Consider the following 15220-nt stretch of genomic DNA (forward strand, 5'->3'; position numbering starts at 1 on the left):
TCTTTTGATTGTTTGAGCAGGTGTCTCTTTGGCTTTCGGGGATTTAGACATGGGTAGCCTCACTTTGGTAGACCAATCCATTTTGCCGTGTTTTCGAAGCCAAGTCAGCACCGTTGATCGCCCTTGGATTCCATAGATTTTTTGAGCTTGCTTATAAGTCATGTCGCCTTTTTCGACGGCCATCACTATCTGTAATTTAAAGCCCATTGTGTAGTCACGTTGAGTACGCTTGCGCTTGGTATTACTTGATGTCCCCATAATAGGTCTCCTAGGTGTAAACCTATTTCAGGACGGGACAGTCGCTAGAAAAAAGCCTCGCATTGAACAATGCGAGGCTTTTGTATTTGATGCGTTTGGAATAGTGCAACGCAAGGTTTGGGCTAGGCTAAATAGGCTTATAAAATTCTATGTAAAACATCATTTTTCTTATCGAAAAAGCGATGTCTTAATGCACCTAAAATATGCAGTGAGATAACTGCCATTAATAAATAAGATGCCCATTTGTGCAATGCATTTGAGATCTCAAATACGCGATCATTTTTTGGTATCAGTTCAGGTAAATCGACAAAGAAGAAATGCACACCAGTACTGTATTCGTAAGAAGAAGATTGCACATAGCCAAGTAATGGTAGGGCAACCATTAAAATATAAAGCATTCTATGAGCAAGACGCGCAACAAACTTTTCAATTGGTGATATGCCCTCCGGGAGTGGCTGCAATTTATCTTTTCTGCGCATGAAGAGACGCACCATAATTAGGATGTAAAAGAGTACGCCAAATGATTTGTGCCAATAATATAGGTTATCTGCAAATTCAGGCCTAGTTTCATCCCAAGGTGTCATATAAAGGCCTAAAGCAAGTAAAATTACAACGACGGAAGCGCTTAACCAATGCATGAATCTGAACGATTTAGAGTATTTCAATTTGTAGTACCTCTGTATTTTTAGTCAGTGGAAACAAGAGGTGCCTAACAAAGAATATATGTTTTTAGTTCATATCTCTTACTGGAGAAAATAAGAACTAGTCACTCTTCGTTGCGGCATTTTGAAAGGTGAGAAATGTTTGTTAAATCTCACCTTTCAAGTTTTCTGCGCTTTGAAAAATTATTTCAAAGTTTCAACGACTTTAGCCATGTTTGCAAAACGGTCTGGGTTGGCCATATGCAAGCGTTTTGCGATGAGAAAACCTAATACAGCAAAAGCGACAACTAAATATGGTAAGGCAGTTACTACGGGTGAATCAGAGCCACTCAGTACGTCTAAATTGTTAATTACCATATAGAGAGAAACGACCATCCCAATGGATGCTAGTGAAGGGGCAATCAATCGGCTCCAAAGAGAGGCTTCTAAAGAAGGGTTTCTCATGAAAAATGCTATAACGGCAAATGAAACCGTGCACTGTAATGCCAATATGGAAATGGCACCAAGCGCAGATGACCACGCAAAAATATTTGCCATTGGATCAAGTCCCATTGCTACTAAGGTGAGTAGACCTGCAATAATGGCGATACCTTGAACAAGGCTAGCAATATAGGGTGTTTGGTATTTCGTATGCAAAGTCGAGAATTTTTTCCAGCACAAGCCATCGCGACTCAAAGAAAATAAGTAGCGTGAAAGAGTATTGTGGAAAGCTTGGGTAGCCGCAAATAAACTAGTGATAAGTAAGATAGACATGACTTGACTAGCCCAAGTGCCAAGTAACTGATCTGCAATGTTGTAGATGAACATACCTGGATCTTGTGCCGTCACTGCTCCGACATTAGCCCCACCCAAGTATTGAACGATTGCCCATGCTGTAAAAGCATAAAATATAGTGATGACTGCGACAGCAACAAGTGTTGCGCGAGGGATAGTTTTTTCAGGCGTTTTGCATTCTTCTGAGTAGATGGCGGAGGCTTCAAAGCCGATGAAAGAACAGATAGCAAATATGAGCCCGACGCCAGCATTACCAGCAAAGGTAACGGATGGTGTGAAAGAGGAGAACTCCATTTCAATTGGCTGTTGAATGATAAAAATGTCAACTAGCAGAATGATCGCTACCTCGAGTAACATTAAAACCCCAAGTATGCGCCCACCTATTTCTACTTTGGCAACACCTAGTAAAACAACAATAACCTGATTACCAACCGCCAATACCCACCAAGGAACATCTAGACCGAAATTGCTTGATAAGAAAATGCTGGCAAAGAAGCCAAATAATGAGCTGACAGCAAAAACCATAGACAGATAAGCTAGAATAGCAATAAAGAAACCAGCTAAACCGGCAGAAGGACCAAGCCCTTTGCTGATGTATGAGTAAAATGCCCCAGAGTTGATTACATGGCGGCTCATGGCAATAAAGCCAAAGCTAAATAGTGTTAGCAGAATGCCCGCAACTACATAGATTCCAGGAATCCCTGCACCATTTCCGGCCATAAACGCAATAGGCAATGCGCCCACTGCACCTGTTAGTGGAGAAGCAGCGGCGATGACGAAGAACACTATCGACCATAGCCCTAAGCTCTCTTTTTTTAATGTAGTCTGTTTCATCTTGACGGTTCCTAATGTTTTTAATTGTTATTTCAGTTTATTTAGTAGGTATGGGGTACGTTATCGAAAATCGGCACATTTCCAAATAAAAAATAAAAAAATATCACAAAGTGAGAATTCTTTATGTTTATTTGGCTGATTTTATGTTTTTTAAGTGTTAATTTATTTGTAAGCGGCTAGTAGCACTATTTTAATTAAAGGCGCCTAGTCCTCCTCTCTTAGAGGAATGATAAAAAGCAGTTTGCTGCTTATGAAAAGACACAGATACTTGGTGAATAGGATAGAGCCTAGAGGGGAGTCATGAGACAGCTGGCGCAATCCAGTCACATGGAGTAAAACTAGAGATAGACTGGGTTTAAGGAAAATGTACTCAGAATTAGGTGGCACCAGCGTCTGGTATTAGAAAAACATTTTATGGGCTGTTTTTTATGCTTTAGTAAAGTTAATTAACAGGTAAAAAGTGAATCATATGTCGATTTTGGCCAATCAATCCTCTAATTTTTTTCGTAGTTCAGCAAACATACGAAATCTATCTGAGCACAGCAGCACCCTAATGGATTGGACGTTGAATTATGAGCAACTCTCTCAAGGACAGTTTGAAGGCGGTTTAATAGAAATTTGGGTGGAAGGGATACAACTATTTGAAGAGAGTTTATCTAAGTCGGTGCTTCAGCATGGAGAGGTAAGAAAAGATTGTTTGTCTTTTTCTGTATTCAATAGGCTCAATGGTGAGGCTCGTTGGTTCGGAAAGCCTATACAAGAAAATGGTATATCTTGGTGTGGTTTTCAAGAAGAAATCATGATTCAAACACCTGAGGACTGCAGTCTTTTTGTTCTCAGTGTTCCCAAAGAGCTATTAGTTGGTCTTACAGAACATCCATACTCTAAAGTCGGAACGCTTATTGATTCGACCCTTTCGCGAAACTTTCGAAATGCATTTAGCTCAATTGTCTATAGTATGAGCCGATATTCATTGCTGCTTAACCAAGAGGCAGCGATAAAGCAATTTAAAAGTGATATCAGGGAAATAATGCTGTTACTCTTTCAAGCCCAAGATGACACTCCTGAGAGAAAGGGCGTCTCTCGACAAAAAGCAAAAGAAATCGTATGCCAATCAAAAGACATCATTTTAGGCCATCCCGATGTCGCAATAACCGTTGATGAACTGTGTCAGATTACGCATACCTCCCGGCGAGCACTTCAGAACCATTTTTTGAAAGTGACAGGGCAAAGTCCTGCAATTTTCTTAAAGAATATTCGATTGAATAGTGTTCGACGAAGTATGTTTGAATGTCCGGAAAGTAATATTTGTGATCTTGCGACTCAATGGGGGTTTTGGCATCTTTCGCAGTTTACATGTGATTATAAGCGTTTATTCGGTGAGCTCCCCTCGCAGACTATAAATACCCTTCGGGCCAAGGCAAGAGTTTGATTGTCAAACGTTAAACTGACTATTAATGCTGCAAAACACCGCCTTAACCTGTTTAAAAAGCCATGATGAAAACGGAAATTCGGCGTTCGTGGAAACGAACAGATGACTAAATTTTCCCCAGATATCGTCAAAACCTGTGCCTTTTTCCTTGATTCATTCTGTCTTCATAAAAGACAAAAAAATGCCAGCATACTCAAAGTATACTGGCATGAGCTAAGGTCTTATATTTAGATTTAGGGTGATCTTAAAGACGCTCGAACTTGTAAGGGCTAGGATCAATAAGAGGGTCTGCATTAGTGACAATGTCTGCTGCCAATTGCCCTGCTGCTGGCCCTGTTCCAAAGCCATGTCCAGAAAAACCTGTCGCTATGGTTAAACCTGGAATCGCACTTATTCTATCAATAATTGGGTTTGAATCCGGTGTGATATCAATTACTCCTGCCCAAGATTCTTCGATTTCTGCTTGCTCAAAAATAGGCCAGGCTTTTCTTAAATTGGTTAAGGCTTCATTGTTGAGTGCAGGGTTAGCACTGGGATCTAATGTTCTAATTTGTTCAAATGGTGTACGGCTATTGGCTTTCCAGCGTCGGGCGAGTTTCAGGTCTTTTAAGAACTCTTTACCAAATGACGTGCGTAACACTCCGCCTTGTGTACGAATCTGGCTAAGATATCGCCATCCAATCAGCAAATGATCTAAAGTAATATGAGCATCCAATGCTCCACGCTGGGTGATAATGAAGCCGCCATCTTTGTGCTTCCTAAATGAAAAATCAGGGCCACCGACGGAGATGTCTGTTGGTCCTTCCATTGGTTTGGTTCTTAATACTGAACAAACCAATGGTAGAGTAGATAAGGACACTCCGTGGTTACCTAAGAAGCGTCGAGACCATGCTCCACTGGCTAGTAATACTTGATCACAGCGAATTTCACCCTTTTCAGTCATGACACCGCTAATTCTTCCTCCCTTAGTTGAGAGTGTTCGAACCGCACAGTTTTGCACCATAATAGCCCCTTTTTCGATGGCTTTTCTGGCCATGGCAGTTGTGGCTATCGAAGGTTCTGCGCGTCCATCGGAAGGGGTATAAATTCCACCTTGCCATTCGTTTTGTCCGCCAGGAACATGCTGATTAATTTCTTTTAAACTGAGCATTTTTGAATCTAATGAAAGAGATTCAACAGACTTTAACCATGCTTCATGCATAGCAACTTGTTCTTCGGTTTTGGCGAGGAACATAATGCCAGACTCTTTATAGCCAACGGATTGACCGATGCGCTCAGGCATTTCTTTCCAGAGTTTATCTGCGGCCTGAGCGAGAGGTACATCGTGAAGGTGTCGGCTAGTTTTACGTATCCAGCCTAGGTTCCGAGAAGATTGCTCTCCAGCGATATGACCCTTTTCAATTAATACAACAGGGATGTTTCGTTCTGCTAGCGTTAAGGCCGCTGTCACGCCAATAATGCCACCGCCGATAATCACCACCGTAGTTGATTCAGGTAGTTCATCCTGTGTATGAATAGCATCAAGTGTCTTAGTCATAATTCGTTTCCTGAAGAGTATTTGGAAGGCTGCAACTGACATGTGGCGCCTTCCAATTTGGTTCTATTGAGCAACAGTAATAGTTTCAATGTCAGCTTTTGCAGCGCCACGATATGCGGTAACTTCCAATTCCATCTTATAAATGGATGAACCTAATGGTGGGCAAGTAACCGTTGTGGCAGGGTCGACTCCACGAAACTTCTCACCGATAAGTGTCATTACGGCAGGAGTGTCTTCAGGGTTCTGAATGAAGACACGTGACATCACTACATCAGCAAGAGAGGCGCCAACGTTTTTTAGTGCGGCTTCCACATTACTGAAAACTTGATGGGTTTGTTCAAGTACGTCGTCTGGAATTTCTTTTGTGTCTGGGTTGCGTCCAGCTGTATTGGAAACAAATATCCAGTTGTCTACACACACTAGGCGAGAATAGCTACTTAATTCTTCCAGTTTTGAACCAGTTTTTAGTTTGGTAATCTTGGTCATTTCAGTATTCCTAAAAATAGAATAAAAAGGCAAATAAGTAGGGAACTCGCTTATCGCAACGCGGGTATATCCCACAGGTTCAGTTTCACACCAATACCCTTTTCGATTGCATTGCGATAAACCACCGTTGCCCAAGCAATATCTTCTACAGGCATTCCACCCACAGACATAATGATGATCTCTTCGTCGGTCTGACGACCTGGTGCCTCGTTCGCTATAATTTTGCCAATGTCTTCCAACTCGGCTTTATCAAGCTTACCCTCGGCAATTAGATCCATAAAACGAACCCCAACTAAAGGAACACAGTTATGGGCTGGTTTTGGTAACTCTTCAAACCATGCTTCGTATAGGCGCGTATTATCCAATACCTTACGAACTCCTGGTCCTTCCATTCCTTCATCTAAAGAACAGCTGGCAGGCATTGCCAAAAAGGCACCGGGTTTTACCCATTCGCGTTTAACAATTGGATAGGTGGATGGGTCCCCTGTTTCACCAGAATTACAGTAAGTGACAAGGTCTGAGCCTCGAACGACATCTTCAATGCTATCGACGATATGAATATTGCTGATTTGTGGGAAGGTTTCTTTTAGCCATCCGATGAAGTCATCGAGACTCTTTTGACCACGGCCCTTTATCTTGATGGTATCTAGTTCAGGACAGGCAGACATAAAGGCGGAGACAGTAGTTTTGCCCATTACGCCAGGGCCAAGTAAACCAATCACTTTAGAATCCTTTCTAGCAAGGTGGCGAGCACCAACGCCCGGAATTGCTCCTGTACGATAGGCGGATAAAAGATTTGCAGACATAAAGGCAAGAGGCGCGCCTGTATCAATATCATTAAGAATCAAGGTGAGGATAGAGCGAGGTAAACCTTTGTCTCGGTTGGCAATATTGGAGCCATACCATTTAACTCCAGAAGTCTGAAAATCACCGCCAAGGTAGGCAGGCATCGCCATTAAACGACGGTCTGCAGTGGGTTTTGGCATGGTTGGAAAAGGAGATTCTTCAGGAAATGTAATTAGTGCTCCATGTGAATCACTATTAGACCCCGCCATCCGATAATCGCCTTTGTATAAAAGAGCAAACATCTCTTCCATTGTATCTACGCAGCGAGGCATATCCGTAACGCCAGCTTTAATCATGTCTGGTTCTGAAAGGTAAATAAAATCGATCTTAGAGTTCTCTGGCATAACATCACCTCATAGGATAATTGTTGTTTTAATGAGGTATTGAATGACCTCCATTCTCACAATACGATAAAAATATAGTTTTTTGAAGTGAATTTTAGTGTTTGTTTTGATGTTTTATTAATTTATGAGTTTGTTGGGCTGCACTCATTGTTTTTTTATGCATTGAGTAGTGTTCTGGTTAAGGTGGTGGAATGAATGAGTCATTACCTAGACCTATGACTTAGAGGTTATTGGGATCTTGTTTTGTCACAATGATGGAAATTTTTGGCTGGTTTGAGAGTGTATTTTTGGTGTCAAAATCTCTGAATATGATAATTATGTGAAAATATAGTGATTTTTTTGTTGTTTATTTTTATATAATTCTCTATTTTGTTTTTAGGTGTTTTTCTAAAAAAGTGAGAAGGATTACTCAATAGACGCTTTTTAGACTGCTTTTGACTAGGTTATTACTCATTTTGTATTTGGAGAAAGGTATGAAAAAAATTACTAAATTGTTAACCAGTGGAGTATTGATGGGAGCGACATTGCTGTCGCCACTTGCTATGGCTGAATACCCTCAGCGCCCTGTTAAATTTATTGTGCCTTGGCCTCCTGGAGACCTTGAGGATGTATTGACGCGTATTATTGCTGAAGAAATGACCAAAGAAACTGGTAAACCTGCAACGGTTGTAAACAAAGCTGGTGGTAGTGGCGTGGTTGGGGCAACTGAAGTTTCTTTAGCAAAACCAGATGGTTTAACCATTGGTTCTTTCGTGAATGATTTGTTGACGATTAAGGTATTAACAAAAAGTGTCCCTTGGGATTTTGATACTTTTGAACCAGTGGGCATCTTTTTAGATTACCCATTTGTGTTGGCTGCAAAAAGTGATGCGCCATATAGCACAATGGCGGAGTTAGCGACTTATTCGCAATCTAATAACGTATCTCTGGGGCATTTTGGTTATCAAGCAGGTCCTACAGCTATGACGTTTCAAGCAGCGGATCGGTTGAATATTAATTTCTCGTCAAATGCTCCATTTGATGCAACAAATTGTTCAGTACTGGCGAATGGCGATGCAGATGTAATTAATACGACGACACAGTTAATTTTGGCTTGCTTGAAATCTGGGGACGTCAAAATCCTAACCAGTTTTACGTCTACTCGCCTTAATTTATCTCCAGATGTGCCCACCCTGGATGAAGTTGCAGGTATTCCGTTAACAACTTGGAATGGTCTGTTTGTACCAAAAGGTACTCCTGAAAATGTTAAGCAGCGTATTGCTGAAATTGCTAAGAAGGCGCTGAAGTCTCCGCAAGTGAAAAGTATCGCAGATGAAACTGGTGCTGTTGTTTATTGGCAAGATGCAGAAGACGCTAAAAAACGTATAGAGGAAGAAACCTTCCTTAGTAATCAACTGGTGAAATACCTTCAGCAATAAGTGCAATATGAAAAATTAGAGAGACAGACCCCCTAGAAATCTTTCTAGGGGGTAGGAAGAAATTAGGTAAGCGGGTGCGAGTATGGGCAGTAGGTTTTTTCTAGGTATAAAAAGTCATGAAATGACCGCTGAGATGGTAGAGCAGTCAAAGACATTACCATTCTATTTCATCTTTTTTTGTTGTTGTGCTGTTCTTATGTATTTCATTGGCGATGAAGTAAAGGTGTTTAATAATAAAGGTTGGTATCTTCAGCCTATGCTTGGTCCCGCTATAGGTCTGTCAATAATGACCCTATTGTCCTTTATTAAAGTGGTTCAGTCTTTCGTGTTTTTAAGGTTCTTATCACTTTCCGTTGTTCTTCATTATTTAATTCAAATGGTATCAGTTCATCGTATTGCATTTTGGGCAGTTGGGTCTTTTTACCTCTATATTCATGCGTTGAGCTTCATTGGCTTTTTACCGTCGAACTTAGTCTTGCTGTTGTTTATGTTGTTTGTTGCAAAAAAACTGGATCGATATTGGGGATTGGTAGCTTGTGCTACTGCCGTGGCTATTGTGGTGATCTTTCGAGTTGTAATTGGCTTATGGATGGATGATGTTTGGCTTTACGGCTTATTACCTGATTCAGTAGCCGATTTTTGCAATATGTATTTATAGGTCATTGATATGTTTGACTCGATTTTATTAGGTTTAAATGAGGTCGCCCACTTAAATGTGATTATGGCGATCGTTTTTGGGGCAATCATTGGTATTACCATTGGTTCTATTCCTGGATTGGAGCCGGCTGGGGTAATTGCAATTTTATTACCCTTAAGCTTTTCTATGGATCCACTTGCTGGTGTGATGCTGTTGGTGGGTGTTTATGGTGGTGCTTGGTATGGAGGGGCTATTCCTGCGATTCTAATGAATACCCCTGGAACTCCCGTAGCAGTATTAACAACCTATGATGGTTATCCTATGTCGCAACGAGGAGAGGGGAAGCGTGCTTTATCCATCGCTTATACTTCTTCATTTGTTGGTGGAATTATTAGTGTTGCTTCCTTGGTGTTCTTGGCACCAGTTTTGGCGAAAGTAGCAACGAAATTTGGCTCCCCTGAATTTGCAATGTTGGCCTTACTCGGTATGACATTTGTGGTGCTTGCTCATGGTAAACATGTGTTTTCTGCCGCCATAATGCTGGGGTTTGGGATTTTTCTAGGTTCTGTTGGTCTAGATCGTTCATTTAATACGCCTATTTATACTTTCGGACAAACTTGGCTATTAGGCGGAGTACCTTTGGTGCCTGCTGTAATCGGGTTGTTTGCAATGTCACAGGCGTTTGTACTGCTGTCTAATAAAGGACCTGATAGTTTTGAGACCAAGTTAGAAGGAACGGGGTATTTTGGTGGCTTTGTTGATTTGTTAAAACATAAAATTGTAGTGATTCGTTCCGCTGCTTTGGGTGTGTTCATGGGCTTATTGCCTGGTGTAGGGGAGTTCGGGTCGCAGTTTTTTTCTTATACCTTGACGCAAAAATTCTCTAAAGACCCTGGCAGCTTTGGTAAAGGTAATCCTGCAGGTTTAATTTCTTCTGAGACATCAAACAATGCGGTCACCGCTTCTGTAATGGTGCCATTGCTAGCCTTCGGTATTCCTGCAGATGCTTTGATGGCGATGTTGTTAGCGGTGTTTACTGTCCATAATTATACTCCAGGTCCAACCTTATTTGCAGAACGTCCTGAGTTTATTTCCGGGCTTTATATATCATTGTTTTTAATGAATATTGTGGCTTTTATCTATTTAACTTTCGCGACACGTTGGATGGTTAAGCTCACTAAAATCAGTGGTAAATTTATTGGTGCTGTGATTCTTATTTTAGGTTTTGTGGGTAGCTATAGTCAGAATTATCAAGCTTCAGACGCTTTAATTGCCTTGTTTTTTGCTGTCATTGGTTATGTTCTACGACGTAACGGTATACCAGGGATACCCATCATCTTAGGCATGGTTTTAGGTCCCGTATTTTTGACGCGGTTAAAGCAGTCTATGGGGATTTCGAATGGTGATATGACGATGTTTTTAACACGCCCTATCAGCGTGATATTGCTGTCGTTAACAGTGATTTCTATTTCGATATTTATTATTGGGAAAATACGGCAGTCACGGGGTTAACAACAGTATGAGCAATGAAACAAAGCGGGTATAAGCCCCGCTTTGTGATCCACATTATTCGTTGTCTAAATGTGCGCCTTTCTCAATGGTCGCAGTCGCAAGCTTTAAACGCTCTACTACTGCATCCAGGCGAAATAGTTCGAATGAGCTTGTGGTTCCTACAAAGGCAATGCTTCCAATAATTTCATCGTTTTCAAGGTTGAGAATGGGAGCGGCAATCCCTGTTAAACCTAAATTTAACTCATCATGAGTGATACAAAAGCCATCCTTACGGATTTTTTTGGTTTCAGCATTAAATTCTTTCCAAGTAAGACTGTATTCGTCATTTGGTTCAATTTGTTCATCATAGATTTTTTTGAGGCGATTGGGCTTCTGGAGAGCGACCAGTACTTTAGATTGTGCCCCTTTAAAAATGGGCAACGGGCGGCCTCGGCCAAAGGTAAAGCCATACTTTTTAATGTCTGATTCAATATGAGTATTAATGATGTGACCATCGTAAAACACACTCATATAGACAGTAAGACCTGTGCTTTTTGATAGCTCGGCCATGACTTCACGACCATGTGAAATAAGAGGGTCATGTTGTCTCATCATCCAGTCAAGTTCGATAATTCTGGGGCCTAATGTATAGCTAGTATCTATACGGGTTAATAGTCCTGCATCACAAAGCTCACGTACGTATCGGTAAGCAGTGGCACGTGAAAGGGACAGTTGCTTAGCAATATCATCCACATTGATGACGAGGGAGTTAGGTCCAAAAATATTGAGGACATTTAACATTTTATTGAGACTGGACACGTACACTCCTTGGTAATAGATGAATTGATAGATTATATGTTCGATAGCGTTATTTGATCAATTGTTTGATGCTTGGTGTCAAAAACACTTTGATTTTAGTATTTTTTTCACATAGTGAGATTTTTTCACGCCTTAGTTTTTTTGCTTTTTCCTTCTGGTTTGTACACTGAAAGTACTTAAATTCTCATATTGCGATTGCTTATTATTAGATGACAGAATTTATTGTAAAAAATTACAATTTTTATCTTATTATGAGAAATATGTGATTTAAAGTTGTTTACATGGTAGTTTTTGTGTGGCATAAATCTTACATTGTGCTTTTGGTTGATGATTGCTTTTTGGCTGATCTGGTCTCTTGTTGAGGCGGATTAATTAGACTGAATGAAACATTCTGATTGTGCTGCTTAGTTAATTTTTTCTATTCGATGCCATTACTGTCTAGTTAGGCATTGCAAGTTATGTGGAGGTAAGCAATGAATCGTCATTTTAAATTTCTTATTAATGGAGATTGGGTAGAAGGAAATAATTCGCCTTTTAGCGTGAAGAACCCAGCAACACTTGAAACTGTGGCAACTTGTGCTAATGCTGATAAATCGCAATTAGATGAAGCTGTAAAGGCGGCGCAAACTGCTTTCAAAAGCTGGTCGGTTTCTAGTCATGAAGAGCGTAAAAGCTCGCTCCATAAAATTGGTGATGAATTAGAAGCGCGCGCCAGTGAAATTGCTGCTCTGATTGTCGCTGAACAAGGTAAGCCTTTTGCTCTTGCAATGGGTGAGGTTCAGGCGGGGGTGGCATGGTTGCGATACACAGCTTCTCAGGATATCCCAGTAAAAGTAGCCGAAGAAACAGACACTAAACGCATTGAAATTCATCATAAGCCACTTGGTGTTGTTGGTTCTATTACCCCTTGGAACTGGCCTTTCATGATTGCTATTTGGCATATTGTTCCCGCAGTAAGAGCTGGGAATACTGTTATTAACAAGCCTTCTGGATTAACGCCCTTTAGTACGATCACATTGGTAGAGATTATGAACAATCATCTGCCTAAAGGTGTTGTAAATATAATTACTGGCCAAAGTGGCATAGGCAGCGGTATTACCTCCCATCCTCAGATTAGTAAGATTGTTTTCACTGGATCAACGGAAACGGGTCAATCGGTAATGCGTAGTGCGGCTGATAATTTGAAGCGACTTACGTTGGAATTAGGCGGGAATGATGCCGCGATTGTTCTAAAAGGAACCGATGTAGAGAAAGTCGCCGGCGAAATTTTTGCTGCCGCATTCCTCAATATGGGTCAAACCTGTGGTGCTATTAAGCGTCTTTATGTTCATGAGTCTGTCTATGAAGATATGTGTGCTGCATTGGTTTCTACTGCTAATGAACAGGTTGTTGGTAATGGTATGGATGAAGGTGTCAACTTTGGCCCGGTCCAGAATAAAGACCAGTTAGAATTGGTTGCGAGCTTTGTTGATGATGCGCGAAAACGTGGCGCGACGATATTAACGGGTGGCCAGCCACTTGAAGGTGCAGGGTATTTTTACCCGCCAACGCTTGTTGCTGATATTTCCAATGATGCTCTTTTAGTTAAAGAAGAGCAGTTTGGCCCTGCTCTTCCAATTATTAAGTTTACCGATGTTAACGATGTAGTTGAAATGGCTAATGGTGTCGATGTTGGATTAGATGGTTCTGTTTGGGGACCAGATACAGCAGAAGCTACAGAGATCGCTTCTCGTCTAGAGTGTGGTACCACCTTCGTCAACACTCACGCCAAGATTCAGCCAAACATTCCAATGGGCGGATGCAAAATGTCTGGCTTTGGTGTGGAGTTTGGTGAAGAAGGCTTACTGGAATTTACTACGTTACAGGTGGTTCACATCAACAAATAGAGTTTTTGCTTACAGCTAAGTGTCCTCCCTGTTTAGGCAGCGAAAGTGGTTCATCCGCTATCGCTGCTTTTTTTTTGGTTTTATTTTTCTCTGATTTTGAGATTAGAAGCCGTCGAATAGGAAAAAATAAGAGGGCCAATAATACGAAAATCTTACATTTATCAATTATTATCAAATAATAGGTGTTTTAATCGTTGACAAATGTTTGTATTTTCGCATAATGTGAGAATAAGTTAAATAAAGAGGTTCTTCTATGAATGGTGCAGAAGCAATAATAAAAGCCGCAGTCGACTCAGGTGTTGAGTACTGTTTCGCTAACCCAGGTACGACTGAGATGCCGTTTGTAGCTGCTATGGATAGTGAGCCAGGATTTCGCCCCGTTCTCAGTATGTTCGAAGGAGTATGTACTGGTGCCGCTGACGGCTACGGTCGTGTATCTGGACGCCCAGCGTTGACACTTACTCATTTGGGGCCAGGATTCGCCAATGGGATTGCCAATTTACATAATGCTCGTCGCGCAAATAGCCCAATCGTTAATTTAGTTGGGGATCATGCTTCTTGGCATGTGAATTATGATCCGCCGTTAGCAAGCGATATCGAATCTTTGGCTCGCCCTGTGTCTACTTTTTTTCGTACCTCTAAATCAGTTGATCGCATAGTTGAAGATTTTGCCGCAGCAATGCGTTCTGCTTGGCAACCTTCTGGGTCTATTTCAACGCTTGTTCTACCGATGGATTTGCAAGCCAAAGAATTATCAGATCGCATGCCAAATGTTTCTATTTTGCCTCCTAAGCGTCACTTTAAAACGGATTATGTTGAAGCTGTTGCTGAACGTATCAAAGCGGGCAAGCGTTTGGTCTTTATCGTTGGTGATAATGGACTTGATGAAAAAGGCTTGAAAGCTGCAGGTCGAGTTGGACAGCTTCCAGGCATTAAAATGTTTGCGGAAACTTTCCCACGCATTTCGCATCGTGGCGGTGGTTTGCCAGATCTTGATCGTCTGCCTTATTTTCCAGAAAAAGCTATTGCTGAATTAGAAAAATTCGACGAAGTGGTTTGTGCTGGAGTGGTTGAGCCAATCTCTTACTTTGGTTATGAAGGGTTGCCATCTCGTTTAGCCGAAGTGGATCGTTTGGTGACATTGGCGGAAGTAGGTGAAGACGTATCTGGAGCAATGGAAGCGTTGGCTGAATTGCTCAATGCGCCAGCTCATAAAGATTTAACTGGCACGATCCCTTTGCCAAGTGCAAATGAAGCATTGACGCCTGATTCTATCGGTAAAGTCGTTGCAACAGGTTTGCCGGACGACTGTATCGTATCTATTGAAGGTGGCACTTGTGGTTACCCATTTTTTACCGAGTCAGCTCTTTCTGCTCGTCATCGAGTGATTACCAATACTGGTGGTGCCATAGGTCAGGGTCTACCCGCAGGATTTGGTGCCGCATTGGCTGAGCCGGGCAATACCGTTGTGTGTTTGCAATCTGATGGTAGTGCTCAATACACCATTCAAACTTTGTGGAGTATCGCCCGCGAGAATCTTCCCGTAGTGATTCTTATCGCAGCTAACCACAAATACAACATCCTACAAAATGAATTACGTCGCTATGGAGTAAAAGAATTTGGTTCGAACTCCATTGCCTTAACTGTGTTGGATAAGCCCCGTGTCGATTGGTTGTCTTTAGCTAAAGGGTACGGTGTTGAGGCAGTTCGTGTTGAAACCAATGCAGAGTTAGCGCATGCCTTTAAAGCCGCATGTGATTCTAAAGCACCGCGTTTAATTGAAATGTCTTTGTGAG

The 15220-nt window shown here is 41.5% G+C and carries 13 protein-coding genes; 6 read left to right on the forward strand and 7 right to left on the reverse strand.

Annotated elements, in window-relative coordinates:
- The 3 genes from C0J08_RS01930 to C0J08_RS01940 form a co-directional block, all read right to left on the reverse strand.
- Positions 1–258: helix-turn-helix domain-containing protein (locus C0J08_RS01930; protein ID WP_212652675.1), on the reverse strand; the 258-nt coding region annotated here is incomplete at its 3' end.
- 137 nt (positions 259–395) lie between these two features.
- On the reverse strand, positions 396–923 hold the full coding sequence (locus tag C0J08_RS01935; protein ID WP_212654457.1) for a cytochrome b: 528 nt from the start codon (positions 921–923) through the stop codon (positions 396–398).
- Between the two features lie 180 nt (positions 924–1103).
- Positions 1104–2528 (reverse strand): APC family permease, encoded by a 1425-nt coding sequence (locus C0J08_RS01940; protein ID WP_212654458.1) that lies wholly within the window; start codon positions 2526–2528, stop codon positions 1104–1106.
- A gap of 469 nt (positions 2529–2997) precedes the next feature.
- Between C0J08_RS01940 and C0J08_RS01945 the strand changes: the two genes are divergently transcribed.
- The gene (locus C0J08_RS01945) at positions 2998–3960 is read left to right on the forward strand and encodes a helix-turn-helix domain-containing protein (protein ID WP_212654459.1); all 963 of its coding nucleotides are present in this window, start codon (positions 2998–3000) and stop codon (positions 3958–3960) included.
- A 244-nt stretch (positions 3961–4204) separates the two neighbouring features.
- On the opposite strand, the gene C0J08_RS01950 is transcribed toward C0J08_RS01945, so the two are convergent.
- From C0J08_RS01950 to C0J08_RS01960, 3 genes are all read right to left on the reverse strand, one after another.
- Positions 4205–5497: an NAD(P)/FAD-dependent oxidoreductase gene (locus C0J08_RS01950; RefSeq protein ID WP_212654460.1), complete on the reverse strand. Its 1293-nt coding sequence runs from the start codon at positions 5495–5497 to the stop codon at positions 4205–4207.
- Positions 5498–5560: 63 nt separating this feature from the next.
- Positions 5561–5983, reverse strand: coding sequence for a RidA family protein (locus C0J08_RS01955; RefSeq protein WP_212654461.1), 423 nt, complete (start codon positions 5981–5983; stop codon positions 5561–5563).
- A gap of 50 nt (positions 5984–6033) precedes the next feature.
- Positions 6034–7173: an ornithine cyclodeaminase family protein gene (locus tag C0J08_RS01960; protein WP_212654462.1), complete on the reverse strand. Its 1140-nt coding sequence runs from the start codon at positions 7171–7173 to the stop codon at positions 6034–6036.
- 473 nt (positions 7174–7646) lie between these two features.
- On the opposite strand from C0J08_RS01960, the gene C0J08_RS01965 reads away from it, so the two are divergent.
- The 3 genes from C0J08_RS01965 (at position 7647) to C0J08_RS01975 (ending at position 10740) form a co-directional block, all read left to right on the forward strand.
- The gene (locus tag C0J08_RS01965) at positions 7647–8591 is read left to right on the forward strand and encodes a tripartite tricarboxylate transporter substrate binding protein (RefSeq protein ID WP_212654463.1); all 945 of its coding nucleotides are present in this window, start codon (positions 7647–7649) and stop codon (positions 8589–8591) included.
- Between the two features lie 223 nt (positions 8592–8814).
- Positions 8815–9249, forward strand: coding sequence for a hypothetical protein (locus C0J08_RS01970; RefSeq protein ID WP_212654464.1), 435 nt, complete (start codon positions 8815–8817; stop codon positions 9247–9249).
- Between the two features lie 9 nt (positions 9250–9258).
- Positions 9259–10740 (forward strand): tripartite tricarboxylate transporter permease, encoded by a 1482-nt coding sequence (locus tag C0J08_RS01975; protein WP_212654465.1) that lies wholly within the window; start codon positions 9259–9261, stop codon positions 10738–10740.
- Positions 10741–10794: 54 nt separating this feature from the next.
- On the opposite strand, the gene C0J08_RS01980 is transcribed toward C0J08_RS01975, so the two are convergent.
- Positions 10795–11538, reverse strand: coding sequence for an IclR family transcriptional regulator (locus tag C0J08_RS01980; RefSeq protein ID WP_212654466.1), 744 nt, complete (start codon positions 11536–11538; stop codon positions 10795–10797).
- A gap of 473 nt (positions 11539–12011) precedes the next feature.
- Here C0J08_RS01980 and C0J08_RS01985 point away from each other — a divergent pair, with 473 nt between their 5' ends.
- Positions 12012–13424 carry an aldehyde dehydrogenase family protein gene (locus C0J08_RS01985; protein ID WP_212654467.1) on the forward strand — a complete coding sequence of 471 codons (1413 nt, stop codon included), beginning with the start codon at positions 12012–12014 and terminating at the stop codon, positions 13422–13424.
- Between the two features lie 253 nt (positions 13425–13677).
- Positions 13678–15219 carry an acetolactate synthase large subunit gene (locus tag C0J08_RS01990; protein WP_212654468.1) on the forward strand — a complete coding sequence of 514 codons (1542 nt, stop codon included), beginning with the start codon at positions 13678–13680 and terminating at the stop codon, positions 15217–15219.
- The last annotated feature ends 1 nt before the right edge of the window (position 15220 follow it).

It is taken from the genome of Marinomonas sp. CT5 (genome assembly GCF_018336975.1).
Taxonomy (GTDB): domain Bacteria; phylum Pseudomonadota; class Gammaproteobacteria; order Pseudomonadales; family Marinomonadaceae; genus Marinomonas.